Below are 11,036 nucleotides of genomic sequence, written 5' to 3'. Positions count from 1 at the left end.
CCCCCCCCCCCCCCCCCCCCCCCCCCCCCCCCCCCCCCCCCCCCCCCCCCCCCCCCCCCCCCCCCCCCCCCCCCCCCGCCGGGGCGCGGCGGGTGTTTTCACGGCGCCCCCTTGACCTTCCCATAAGGGGAGGCCCCATCTGATACGGCATGTCCGATGCTCTCTCCCTCCCCGTGACCGGCATGACCTGCGCCCATTGCGCGCGGCGGGTGGAGCGGGCGCTCTCCCGCGTGCCGGGTGTCGAGGCCGCGCGGGTGAACTACGCCACCGAGCGCGCCGAGGTCGGCGGCACCGCCCCCCTGCCGGCCTTGGCCGCGGCGGTGCGGCAGGCTGGCTATGGCCTCGCTGAATCGGCGCTGGATCTCGGCATTGGCGGCATGACCTGCGCCAGCTGCGCCGGGCGGGTGGAGCGGGCGCTCTCCCGCGTGCCCGGGGTGCTGGAGGCGCGGGTGAATCTGGCCGGGGAGCAGGCGCATCTGCGCGTCCTGTCCGGGCTGGACCCGGCTGTGCTGGCGGCGGCGGTGGAGAAGGCGGGCTACCGCGTCACCACCGCCGAGGCCGATGACGCCGCCGCCGCCGCCGCCCAGGCCGCGCGCGCGCGGCGGGAGGGGCTGGAACTGGCCCTGGCCTTCGCCCTGGCCGCGCCCTTCCTGGTGGGGATGGTGGCGATGGGCTTCGGCGTCCATGGGATGCCCGCGCCCTGGTGGCAGGTGGCGCTGGCGGCGCCGCTGCAATTCGGCCTCGGCGCGCGCTTCTACCGCGCCGGCTGGGCGGCGCTGCGCGCGCGCACCGGCAATATGGACCTGCTGGTCGCCATCGGTACCAGCGCCGCCTTCGGCCTCTCCCTCGTCCTGCTGCTGCGGGGCGAGGAGCACCTGTATTTCGAGGCCTCCGCCGTGGTCATCGCCTTCGTGCTGCTGGGCCGCTTCCTGGAGGGGCGGGCGCGGCGGGCGACGGGGGCGGCGATCGCCGCGCTGCTGGCGCTGCGCCCGCGCCAGGCCCGCCGCCTGGATGCCACCGGGCGGGAGGAGGAGATCCCCGCCGCCCTGCTGCGCGTGGGGGACCGCGTGGTGGTCCGCCCCGGCGAGCGCATCCCCGCCGACGGCGTGGTGGAGGAGGGCGCCGCCGGCGTCGATGAAAGCGCCCTGACCGGCGAGAGCCGCGCGGTGGAGAAGCAGCCCGGCGATCTCCTGGCCACCGGCACGGTGGCGCTGGACGGGCGGCTGGTGCTGCGCGCCACGGCGGTGGGCGGCGAGACGCGGCTGGCCCAGGTGGCGGCGCTGGTGCAAGCGGCCCAGGCCAGCCGCGCCCCGGTGCAGAAGCTGGTGGACCGGGTGAGCGCCATTTTCGTTCCCGTGGTGCTGGCGGTGGCGGCGCTGGCCTTCCTGGGTTGGCTGCTGGCCGGTGGCACGCCGGAGGAGGCCATCCTGCATGCCGTGGCGGTGCTGGTCATCGCCTGCCCCTGCGCGCTGGGGCTGGCGACGCCGGCGGCCATCATGGCCGGCACCGGCGCCGCCGCCCGCGCCGGCATCCTGGTGCGCGACGCCGCGGCGCTGGAGCAGGCGGGGCGCATCACCCTGGTCGCTTTCGACAAGACGGGCACGCTGACCGAGGGGCGCCCGCGCCTCGCCGTGCTGCACAGCGCGCCGGGCGTCACCTGGCAGGGCGCGCTGGCCCAGGCCGCCGCGCTCCAGGCGGGCAGCGAGCACCCGCTGGCCCGCGCCGTGCTGGCCGCCCATGGGGCAGGCATGGGGGCGGGCATGGGGGCGGGCGCGGAGGTGGCGGGAACGCCCGTGGCCGAGGGCTTCCGCGCCCTGCCGGGCCGGGGTGTGGAGGGGGTGGTGGAGGGCCTCGCCCTGCGCCTGGGCAGCGCCCGGCTGCTGGCGGAAAGCGGCGCCGACCCCGCCCCCCTGGCCGAGGCCGCCGCCGCCGAGGCCGCCAGCGGCCGGACCCTGTCCTGGCTGATGCAGGTGGCGCCGCCGCGCGCCCTGGCCCTGCTGGCCTTCGAGGACGCGCCGCGCCCCGGCGCCGCGCGGGCGGTGGCGGCCCTGGTGGGGCAGGGTGTGGCGGTGGCCATGCTCTCCGGCGACGCGGCGGAGGCGGCGGCGGCGGCGGGCCGCGCCCTCGGCCTGGAGGAGATCGCCGCCGGCCTGCTGCCGGAGCAGAAGGCCGCCCGCATCGCCGCCTGGCAGGCGGAGGGCCACCGCGTCGCCATGGTGGGGGATGGCGTGAACGATGCCGCCGCCCTGGCCACGGCCGATCTCGGCATCGCCATGGGCAGCGGCACGGATGTGGCCATCGCCGCCGCCCCCGTGGTGCTGCTGCGCCCGGACCCGGCCCTGGTGCCCGCCGCGCTGGAGATCACCCGCGCCACCCTGCGCAAGATCCGGCAGAATCTGGCCTGGGCCTTCGGCTTCAACACGCTGGGCATCCCGCTGGCGGCGCTCGGCCTGCTCTCCCCGGCGCTGGCCGGGGCGGCCATGGCGTTCTCCTCGGTCGCCGTGCTGTCCAACGCCCTGCTGCTGGCGGGGTGGAAGCCGAAGCCATGAATATCGGCGAGGCGGCGCGCCGCTCCGGCCTCTCGGCCAAGATGATCCGCCATTACGAGGAGGAGGGGCTGCTGGTGCCCCGCCGCCTCGCCAATGGCTATCGCGACTATGACGGGCAGGACCTCGCGGTGCTGCGCTTCATCCGCCACGCCCGCGCCCTGGCCTTCCCGCTGGAGGATGTGCGCCGGCTGCTGGCGCTGTGGCGTGACCGCGGGCGCGCCAGCGCCGATGTGCGGCGCATCGCCCTCGACCATGTGGCGGCGCTGGAGGCCAAGGCCCGCGCCATGCAGGCCATGGCCCATTCCCTGCGCCACCTCGCGGCCCATTGCCATGGCGATGGCCGCCCCGATTGCCCCATCCTTGACGAACTGGAGAAACCGATGAGCGAAACCCTCACCCTGACCGTGCAGGGCATGGATTGCGGCCATTGCGCCCGCGCCGTGACGGAGGCCATCCGCGCCGCCGACCCCGCCGCCGAAGTGGCGGTGGACCTGCCGACCGGCACCGTCCGCGCCACCACCGCCCTGCCGCGCGAGCGCGTCGCCGCCCTGATCACCGAGGAAGGCTATACCGTCGCCGCCTGAGGAAAAGCCTGGGGGCCAGGGCCAGGAGGGCGCGCGGTCTTGAGAGGGGCTTCGCCCCTCTCAAACTCTCCCCACCAAAGGCCTGAGGCCTTTGGAAACCCATTTGCGGGTCTCTCCCCCCCAAGGCCACCCGGAGGCGGGGAGGAGCGCCGCGCATACGGATTCTTCACCGCGAGATGCGAAGACACCCTCCGCGCGGGGGCCGGCCGCCCCCGCCGCGGCAAAAGGTGGGCGCGGCATGAGCAATCTGTGGAAGAACCCCCATCAACCGGAGCAGGGCGGCGGCACCGTGCCACCCGGCGGGCGGCGCAGCCCCTCGCCCCTGGCCGACTACAACCAGGCGCGCTTCACCGGCTATGGCGGCTCGGATGTGCATCTCACGCCGCCGCTCATGCCGGCGCAGCAGGAAATCCTCAACCCCATCGTCGCCCGGCTGCGCGACGACCTGAAGGAACTCGCCGAGCAATACAGCGACTTCCTCTCGCGCACCGCCGATATGGACCCGCGTGCCCTCAGCCGCACCAAGGAGGGCTGGGCCCTCACCTGGCGGCGCTGGGCCCTGGACGACCTCGGCAATGATGTGGCCGAGGCGCGGAATACCTATGTGATCTATCGCGGCGACGCCTATCCGCACCGCCTCTTCCTCGACAAGGGCGGCCGCCACCTGCTCGCCGTCCAGCCGAATGATCCCCTCTCTGCCCTGCGCTACCGCAAGCTCAGCATCACCCAGGATCTGTGCGATCTGTATGGGCCATTCGCGCGGCTGTCGGATAACCCGTTAGGGTAAAGGAAGAATCTTCTTTTTCTGAAGAAAAAGAAGCAAAAAGACTTTTTCAGGAAGAAGAACCGCTCAGCAGCCTCGCCGCGGTGTGAAGATCGTCCGGGGTGTTGATGTTCAGGAAGGGGTCCCGCGGGGTGGTGGGCCATTCGGCGGTGGCATAGCCAAAGCCGGCCATGCAGCGCAGCACCCGGCGCTCGCCCTGGCGCAGGGCGGCGCGCAGGGGGGCGCGCAGCGCCACGGGCCACAGGGCGATGGGGGGGTGGGTCTGGCCGGCCGAGCTGGCGCAGGCCAGCGGCACCCCCGCCGCCGCCCGCGCCGCGTGCAGCCGTTCCACCAGATCCAGCGGGATGAAGGGCGAGTCGCCGGGCACCGAGGCCACCCAGGGCAGGTCTGGCCGCGTCTCCGCCGCCCAGTCCAGCGCCGCCAGGATGCCCGCCAGCGGGCCGGGGTGCCCCGGCTCGCCATCCGCCAGCACCGGCAGCCCCCAGGCGGCGAAACGCCCGGCCGCCCCATTGGCGCTCAGCACCAGCGCGCCAACCTGGGGCCGCAGCCGCTCCAGCACATGCGCCAGCATGGGCCGCCCCCCGAGCAGCCGCAGCGGCTTATCCCCCCCGCCCATGCGCCGGGCGAGCCCCCCCGCCAGCACCACCCCCAATGTTTCAGCCCGCATGTGACGATCCCCTGATGGCGGGGTCCGGGGGGACCCTGTCCCCCCGGCGGAGGGGTCTGGGGAGGCGGAGCCTCCCCAGAGAATCTTCTTTTCGTTTGGGGAGGTGGAGCCCCCCACCCCTAAATCGCGTGTTCCGGCCGGTCCTGTTCCCGCCCGGCATCCTCGGCGCCGCGCAGGGCGAGGGGGCGCATGAGGAAGGCTGCCCCCCACCCCCAGCCGCCATTGATCACCAGCCACATCCACCAGGGCGAATCAAAGCCCGGCACGCGCGGGAAGGTGCCGTGCAGCAGGGTGAGCAGCCCAGCCCCCCACAGGAAGCCCATCAGCAGATCCGGCAGCGCCCAGACCAGCCGCAGCAGCAGGGCGAGCACGCCGCCCAGCGCCGCGCCGGCCAGCATCAGCCCGTAGAGGGCCGGCATATCGGCGAGGAAGGGCAGCGGCGCGAAGAGGAAGCCACGTTCCGGCACCAGCCGCGCCGTCTGGTGCAGCACGAAGAGGGTGGATTGGTGGAAGACGGGCACGGCGGCCGCGCCCATGATCATGCCGCCCAGGATGGCGCGGCAGGGGCCGGGCGGCAGCGGCCGCAGCACGAGCACCAGGGCCATGAGCCCGAGCGCCCCTTGCAGGGCGACCTCGCCCAGGCGCCCGAGATCCAGCCGCTGCATGGCCAGGGCGAAGGGGAGGGGGGTGGTGCCCCCGCCCCCCGCCATCACCCGCGCGCCGAGATAGCCGGCGGCGGCCAGGAAGGCCCCGCGCCAGGCGGCCCCGAAGAGCCAGCCAAGCCCGCGCTTCAGGCCGCGCATCGGCAGGTCAGGCGGCGCGCTCGGCGACGCATTCGCGCAGCGCGTCGCCCAGGATGTCCAGCCCCTCGTTGATCAGCGCATCCGCGGCGGTGAGCGGCACCAGGAAGCGGATGACATTGCCGCGCACGCCGCAGGAGAGCAGGATCAGCCCCTTCTGCCCGGCGCGGGCGACCAGGGCCTTGGCCAGGTCCGGGTCCGGGCGGTTGGCGTCGCCGCCGGCCACCAGCTCCATCGCCACCATGGCGCCGAGGCCGCGCACATCGCCGATGACGCCCTTCAGGCTGTTGGTCGCCTGCATCTCGCGCAGCCGGGTGGTGATGAGGTCGCCGATCTCGGTGGCGCGGGCGCAGAGGCCCTCCTCCTCGATGATGTCGAGCACGGCATGGGCGGCGGCCAGCGCCAGCGGGTTGCCGCCATAGGTGCCGCCGAGGCCGCCGGCCTGCGGGCTGTCCATGATCTCCGCCTTGCCGGTGACGCCGGAGAGCGGGAAGCCGCCGGCGAGGGACTTCGCCATGGTGATGAGGTCCGGCTGCACGCCGGAATGCTCGATGGCGAACATCTTGCCGGTGCGGGCGAAGCCGGTCTGCACCTCATCGACAATCATGACGATGCCGTGCTCGTCGCAGATGCGGCGCAGGCCGGCGAGCAGCTCGGCCTGGGCGACATAGAAGCCGCCCTCGCCCTGCACCGGCTCGATGATCATGGCGGCGATGCGCTTGGGGTCGATATCGGCCTTGAACAGCGTCTCCAGCGCCTCGAGCGTCTGGGCCACTTCCTTGCCGTGATAGGCCACGGGGAAGGGCAGGTGGTAGACGTCGTTGGGCAGGGTGCCGAAGCCGGCCTTGTAGGGCACGACCTTGCCGGTCAGCGCCATGCCGAGCAGGGTGCGGCCGTGGAAGGCGCCGGAGAAGGCGATGACGCCGCTGCGCCCGGTGTGGTGGCGGGCGATCTTCACCGCGTTTTCCACCGCCTCGGCGCCGGTGGTGAAGAACACCGTCTTGCGCTCGGGGCCACGGGTGGGGGCGAGGGCGTTCAGCCGCTCCGCCAGGCGGATATAGCCCTCATAGGGCATCACCTGGATGCAGGTGTGGGAGAAGTTGTCGAGCTGCGCGGCGACGGCGGCCTTCACCTTGGGGTGGAGGTGGCCGGTGTTGAGCACCGCGATGCCGGCGGCGAAGTCGATATAGCGCTTGCCCTCGATATCGGTGACTTCGGCATTCTCGGCCTTGGCCGCGAAGACCGGCATCTGGATGCCGAGGCCACGCGGCACCGCCGCTTCGCGCCTCGCCTGCAGAGCCGCGTTGCTGTCGGCTGCCGTCACGCCCATCGTCCTGCTCCATCACTATCCTGAGTGCGGGCGGCACGATGCGCCGGGGGGGCGGCGGGGCGCAAGGCCGCGCGGGCGGAAAAGCAGCCCGCGCGCGGCGCTTTTCACACCGCGATATCGCCTTGCGATCAAAGCCCTGGAGGCTCCGCGCGGGTGGCCTTGGGCCGGGGGCAGGACCCCCCCGCACCCGCCATCAGGGGGAACCCACGGATGGGTTTCCAAAGGCCTCAGGCCTTTGGTGGCTGCGCGGCGCTGCCGCGCAGGTGCGGAGAGGGGAGAAGCCCCTCTCAAAGGCCATGTCCCTACGCTCTTTCAGGCCGCATGGCCGCCGAGGGCGAGCACGACGACGGCGAGCAGGCTGCCGGCGAGGCTGAGCAGGGCGGTCAGGTCCAGCTCGGGCGGCGGCGGGGCGGCGAAGGCGCAGGCCGGGGCGGTCTGGTCGTCCTGGAGATCCTGCATGGGGTATATCCCGAATTACGTTTGACAAATGTTATTATACTCCGGCTATACGCGATATCCAGCGGAGAATGCCGTTGGCCTCGTGTGGATCTTGCCCTGGGCAGGCCATGCGGGCTGCCCTTCCGGGCGGTGTCTCCCTGTCTCGCGCTGCTGGAACCACATGGACATGACGCAGAATCTTCTGACTCGCCGCCGCCTGCTGCGCCATTCCGCGGCGCTGGCCCTGGTGCCGGGGGTGCTGGCGGCGCCGCGCCTGGCGCGCGCCCAGGGCGACAACCCCGCCGCCTTCCCCGAGCGGCCGCCGCGGCTGATCGTGCCGGTCGCGCCCGGGGGCAGCCAGGATGTGGTGGCGCGCCTCGTCGCGCGCGGCATGGGGGAGGCGCTGGGCCAGACCATCCAGGTGGAGAACATGCCCGGCGGCGGCAGCAATATCGGCTATGAGGCGGCGGCGCGGTCGCGGCCCGATGGCTATACGCTGCTGGCCGGGTCGGACAGCCTGTCGATCAACGCGGCGCTGTTCCCGCGCCTGTCCTATGACCCGCTGAGGGCCTTCGAGCCGATCCTGCCCGGCGTGGCGGTGCCGCAGATCCTGGTGGTGCGGGCCGAGTCGCCGTTGCGCGACCTGGGCGGCTTCCTGGCGGCGGCGCGGGCGGATGGGCTGGCGGTGGGCACGCCGGGCAATGGCAGCCTTTCCCACCTGCTGGGCGAGCTGGTGCAGCAGGCGGGCGGGGTGCGCTGGACGCATGTGCCCTATCGTGGTGGCGCGCTGGCGGTCAACGACCTGATGGCGGGGCATCTCCAGGCGGTCTGGATCAATATCGGCGCGGTGGCGGATGCGGTGAAGGCCGGGCGGCTGCGCGGGCTGGCGGTGTCGTCCGAGGCGCGGGCGGGGGCGCTGCCGGAGGTGCCGACGCTGGACGAGGCCGGACTGCGTGGCCTGGCGGCGACGGGCTGGCACGGGCTGGTGGCGCCCGCGGGGCTGGACCCGCAGGTGGCGGCGAAGCTGACGGCGGCGGGGCAGGCGGCGCTGCGGCGGCCGGATGTGGCGCAGCGTCTGGCCGGGCTGGGGGTGGAGGTGCTGGAGGAGCCGCCGGCGGCGCTGGCGCGGCGCATCCAGGCGGATGCCGAGCGCTGGGCGCTGGTGGTGCGGCAGGGCAATCTGCGCCCTGACTGAGTGGAATCAGGGAAAGGGGCGGCGGCCCTGTCATCCTGTGCGGGCCCGCCGGCCAGTCCTGGGGAGCCCCGGGGGAATGGACCCGGGGAAATAGACCCTGGGGGACGGGCCGCTAGGCGGCGGCGTGGTCGGCGTCGCCGATCTGGGCCAGCATGCGCTGCGCCTCAGGGTCGCGGGCGATGGCGACGATGGAGCCGGTGCCTTCGCCGGGCAGGAAATCCTCCAGCGGGCGGAAGGCCAGCTGCACATCGTGGCGGCTGGCCCAGTCGCGCAGTTCGCGCTCCCGGCTGGCGGGCAGGATGATGAGGCCGGTGGCGGCGGTCTGGGTGGTCATGGTGGTCGCCTCTTCGTCGAGAGGGGCGTGGCGATAGGGCGGCGGCGGCGGGGTGGAGGGGATCAGGCGCGCAGCACGGGGCCGAAGGCGTCGGCGCTGGTGGCGCGGATCACATGGGCGAAGAGGCGCAGGGCATCGGGGCCGCCCTGGTCGATCAGGGCGCCGCCCTCCATTTCGCGTGCCAGGAGTTCGGCGTGGCTGGCGAGGGTTTCGGCGGCCCGGCGCAGCGCTTCCTGCGAGAGGGCAAGCTGCTGTTGATCGGAAAAGTCATGCCAGGAGACGGGACGGCGTGAGGACATGGGAAGGTCCTGGATGTGCCGTCCTGGCTGGGTTTGGGCCTGACTGGGTTTGAGCCTGACTGGGCCGGTGTTGGTCCCAAGATGCCCGCTTCCCGTTAACTCCCAATGAATCGCGTGGGCCGGTGGCCACCAACGCGGTAAAAAAATAGCCGGGGGCGGTCTGAAACAGCGCCGCGCCCTTGGCTTTGAGGGGGCTTTGCCCCCTCAACCCCCCTTTCTTTCCCTTGGGCAGGGGACAGGGTCCCCTGCACCCGCCATCAGTGGGAACCAACAAATGGGTTTCCAAAGGCCTCAGGCCTTTGGTGGGGAGAGTTTGAGAGGGGCAAAGCCCCTCTCAATGGAACGGGCCCGGCTGTCAGCGCGCGAGTTCGTAGAGCGCGATGGCCGCGGCGACGGAGACATTCAGGCTCTCCATCTCCGCCCGGATCGGCAGGCGGACCAGTTCGTCGCAGTTCTCGCGCTGGAGCCGGCGCAGCCCGGTATCCTCGGCGCCGAGGACGAGGGCGGAGGGCCTGTCCTTGGGCTTGGTCTCGGCCAGGGTGGCGCGGGCCTCGCCATCCATCCCCATGACCCAGTAGCCGGCCTTTTGCAGCGTCTGGATGGTGCGGGAGAGGTTGACCTCGCGCACCACGGGCACGGTGTCGAGGGCGCCGGCGGCGGCGCGGGCCATGGCGCCCGTCTCGGGCGGGGCGTTGCGGTCCTGCATCACCACGGCGGCGGCGCCGAAGGCGGCGGCGGAGCGCAGGATGGCGCCGACATTGCGCGGGTCCGTCACCTGGTCGAGCAGCAGGACGGTGCTGCGTCCCTCCTTCTGCCCGGCCTCCAGCGCGTCTTCCAGCGCGACGGGGGGGAGCGGCTCGGCGAGGAGGGCGGCGCCCTGGTGGACGGCATCCTCGGTCAGGAAGGTCTGGAAGCGGCTGCGCTCGACGCGCTCGGGCTGGAGCTTCCAGGGCTTGGGCAGGCGCTCGGCCAGGGTGGCCTCGGCCTCGGCGGTCAGCAGCAGGCGGCGCAGGCGGCGGCGCGGATTGGCCAGGGCGGCGGCGACGGCGTGCAGCCCGTAGAGCCAGAGGGTGTTCGGCTCGGCGCGCTCGCGCGGGGCGGCGGCTTCGGGATGCGGCTGGGCGCCGGGGCGCGGGCCACGCCCGCGCGGGGTGGGGGCGCCGGTGTGAGCGCTGGTGTGGGCGGGCTCGGCGGCGTGGCGCGGCGGGCGTGAATCGCCCTCGGCGGGGGCGGTGCCGCGCGGCGGGCGGCCCGGCTGTGCCTTGCCGGTGGGGGCTTTGCCGGCGGGGGCTTTGCCGGCGGGGGTCTTGCCCGGATGGGCGGCGTGGTGCGGCTGGGGAGAGGGGGAGGGGCGGCGCGGGCCTTCCGGCCGGCGAGGGGGGCGCGACATGGGGGGCATCCTGCGGATCGGGCGGGCTGAAGCAAGCGCCCAGCGCGAGAATTCGTGAGAGAATTTGCAAAAGAATGCGCGGGGCGCGTTGACATTGGCCGTGAAAACCGGATAGTCCGCCGCGCTCCCGCCGGCCGGGATAGCACGGAGGGGTGCCCGAGTGGCTAAAGGGGACGGACTGTAAATCCGTTGGCGCACGCCTACGTTGGTTCGAATCCAACCCCCTCCATATCCGGCCTGCCGGCGACCTTCATCAGGGGTGCCGGGTGGCCGGGGCAAATCCTTCCCGGCTGGAGGCGCCACGGCGCTGACGCCCCTGCGGCGGCTGCGCGGTGCGGGTGTAGCTCAATGGTAGAGCCCCAGCCTTCCAAGCTGGTTGTGCGGGTTCGATTCCCGTCACCCGCTCCAGTCTGTGGAGCGGGCGGTGGGCCATGGGCCGGATGTTGCGCCGGTATCGGCGCTGGACCGACAGGGTGACCGATAGATGGCGAAAGCTAAGTTTGAGCGGACGAAGCCGCACTGCAACATTGGCACGATCGGCCACGTCGACCATGGCAAGACGTCGCTGACGGCGGCGATCACCAAGGTTCTGGCGAAGGCTGGCGGCGCCACCTTCACGGCCTATGACCAGATCGACAAGGCGCCGGAAGAGCGCGCCCGCGGCAT

12 protein-coding genes, 2 tRNA genes and 1 pseudogene are annotated in these 11,036 nt (G+C 73.1%); 8 read left to right on the top strand and 7 right to left on the bottom strand.

Going from position 1 to position 11,036, the window contains the following annotated elements; genetic code table 11:
- Positions 1-149 precede the first annotated feature (149 nt).
- The 4 genes and pseudogenes from NON00_RS22650 to NON00_RS22635 all read left to right on the top strand — a co-directional run bounded on the left by NON00_RS22650 (position 150) and on the right by NON00_RS22635 (position 3,920).
- Entirely contained in the window at positions 150-2,549 is a 2,400-nt protein-coding gene (locus NON00_RS22650) for a heavy metal translocating P-type ATPase (protein WP_256025039.1), read from the top strand.
- Positions 2,546-2,926: pseudogene (gene cueR, locus NON00_RS22645) on the top strand (Cu(I)-responsive transcriptional regulator); the annotation flags it as partial. The gene NON00_RS22650 and the pseudogene cueR, both read left to right, overlap by 4 nt.
- Before the next feature lie 3 nt (positions 2,927-2,929).
- Positions 2,930-3,133 (top strand): heavy-metal-associated domain-containing protein, encoded by a 204-nt coding sequence (locus NON00_RS22640; protein ID WP_256025041.1) that lies wholly within the window; start codon positions 2,930-2,932, stop codon positions 3,131-3,133.
- A 238-nt stretch (positions 3,134-3,371) separates the two neighbouring features.
- Positions 3,372-3,920 (top strand): hypothetical protein, encoded by a 549-nt coding sequence (locus tag NON00_RS22635; RefSeq protein WP_256025038.1) that lies wholly within the window; start codon positions 3,372-3,374, stop codon positions 3,918-3,920.
- A gap of 46 nt (positions 3,921-3,966) precedes the next feature.
- Here the strand turns inward: NON00_RS22635 and mobA are convergent, their stop codons facing one another.
- The 4 genes from mobA to NON00_RS22615 all read right to left on the bottom strand — a co-directional run bounded on the left by mobA (position 3,967) and on the right by NON00_RS22615 (position 7,173).
- Complete coding sequence (gene mobA / locus NON00_RS22630) at positions 3,967-4,584, bottom strand: molybdenum cofactor guanylyltransferase (protein ID WP_256025037.1); 618 nt, start codon at positions 4,582-4,584, stop codon at positions 3,967-3,969.
- Between the two features lie 119 nt (positions 4,585-4,703).
- Positions 4,704-5,387, bottom strand: a complete 684-nt coding sequence (locus tag NON00_RS22625; RefSeq protein ID WP_256025036.1) for a hypothetical protein — start codon at positions 5,385-5,387, stop codon at positions 4,704-4,706.
- A 7-nt stretch (positions 5,388-5,394) separates the two neighbouring features.
- A complete protein-coding gene (gene gabT / locus NON00_RS22620) occupies positions 5,395-6,714 on the bottom strand; it encodes a 4-aminobutyrate--2-oxoglutarate transaminase (protein WP_256025035.1) in 1,320 nt (439 codons plus the stop codon).
- A gap of 312 nt (positions 6,715-7,026) precedes the next feature.
- Positions 7,027-7,173 (bottom strand): hypothetical protein, encoded by a 147-nt coding sequence (locus NON00_RS22615; protein ID WP_256025034.1) that lies wholly within the window; start codon positions 7,171-7,173, stop codon positions 7,027-7,029.
- A 166-nt stretch (positions 7,174-7,339) separates the two neighbouring features.
- On the opposite strand from NON00_RS22615, the gene NON00_RS22610 reads away from it, so the two are divergent.
- Positions 7,340-8,347 (top strand): tripartite tricarboxylate transporter substrate binding protein, encoded by a 1,008-nt coding sequence (locus NON00_RS22610; protein WP_256025033.1) that lies wholly within the window; start codon positions 7,340-7,342, stop codon positions 8,345-8,347.
- A gap of 112 nt (positions 8,348-8,459) precedes the next feature.
- Here the strand turns inward: NON00_RS22610 and NON00_RS22605 are convergent, their stop codons facing one another.
- From NON00_RS22605 to rlmB, 3 genes are all read right to left on the bottom strand, one after another.
- Entirely contained in the window at positions 8,460-8,681 is a 222-nt protein-coding gene (locus NON00_RS22605) for a hypothetical protein (RefSeq protein WP_256025032.1), read from the bottom strand.
- A gap of 62 nt (positions 8,682-8,743) precedes the next feature.
- Positions 8,744-8,980, bottom strand: coding sequence for a hypothetical protein (locus tag NON00_RS22600; protein WP_256025031.1), 237 nt, complete (start codon positions 8,978-8,980; stop codon positions 8,744-8,746).
- A gap of 355 nt (positions 8,981-9,335) precedes the next feature.
- Positions 9,336-10,034 (bottom strand): 23S rRNA (guanosine(2251)-2'-O)-methyltransferase RlmB, encoded by a 699-nt coding sequence (gene rlmB / locus NON00_RS22595; protein ID WP_256025040.1) that lies wholly within the window; start codon positions 10,032-10,034, stop codon positions 9,336-9,338.
- Between the two features lie 482 nt (positions 10,035-10,516).
- Here rlmB and NON00_RS22585 point away from each other — a divergent pair.
- The 3 genes from NON00_RS22585 to NON00_RS22575 all read left to right on the top strand — a co-directional run.
- Positions 10,517-10,599, top strand: a tRNA-Tyr gene (locus NON00_RS22585).
- Positions 10,600-10,704: 105 nt separating this feature from the next.
- A tRNA-Gly gene (locus NON00_RS22580) sits at positions 10,705-10,778 on the top strand.
- A gap of 76 nt (positions 10,779-10,854) precedes the next feature.
- Positions 10,855-11,036: GTP-binding protein (locus NON00_RS22575; RefSeq protein WP_256025030.1), on the top strand; the 182-nt coding region annotated here is incomplete at its 3' end.

The organism is Roseomonas sp. GC11 (assembly GCF_024437745.1).
Lineage (GTDB): Bacteria > Pseudomonadota > Alphaproteobacteria > Acetobacterales > Acetobacteraceae > Pseudoroseomonas.
Note: the sequence above shows the minus strand (reverse complement) of the source record. Positions and strands in the feature narration are given on the sequence as shown.

Coding starts and splice junctions, on each gene's coding strand:
- NON00_RS22650 (WP_256025039.1), top strand. CDS start 150: ATGTCCGATGCTCTCTCCCTCCCCGTGACCGGCATGACCTGCGCCCAT.
- NON00_RS22640 (WP_256025041.1), top strand. CDS start 2,930: ATGAGCGAAACCCTCACCCTGACCGTGCAGGGCATGGATTGCGGCCAT.
- NON00_RS22635 (WP_256025038.1), top strand. CDS start 3,372: ATGAGCAATCTGTGGAAGAACCCCCATCAACCGGAGCAGGGCGGCGGC.
- mobA (WP_256025037.1), bottom strand. CDS start 4,584: ATGCGGGCTGAAACATTGGGGGTGGTGCTGGCGGGGGGGCTCGCCCGG.
- NON00_RS22625 (WP_256025036.1), bottom strand. CDS start 5,387: ATGCGCGGCCTGAAGCGCGGGCTTGGCTGGCTCTTCGGGGCCGCCTGG.
- gabT (WP_256025035.1), bottom strand. CDS start 6,714: ATGGGCGTGACGGCAGCCGACAGCAACGCGGCTCTGCAGGCGAGGCGC.
- NON00_RS22615 (WP_256025034.1), bottom strand. CDS start 7,173: ATGCAGGATCTCCAGGACGACCAGACCGCCCCGGCCTGCGCCTTCGCC.
- NON00_RS22610 (WP_256025033.1), top strand. CDS start 7,340: ATGACGCAGAATCTTCTGACTCGCCGCCGCCTGCTGCGCCATTCCGCG.
- NON00_RS22605 (WP_256025032.1), bottom strand. CDS start 8,681: ATGACCACCCAGACCGCCGCCACCGGCCTCATCATCCTGCCCGCCAGC.
- NON00_RS22600 (WP_256025031.1), bottom strand. CDS start 8,980: ATGTCCTCACGCCGTCCCGTCTCCTGGCATGACTTTTCCGATCAACAG.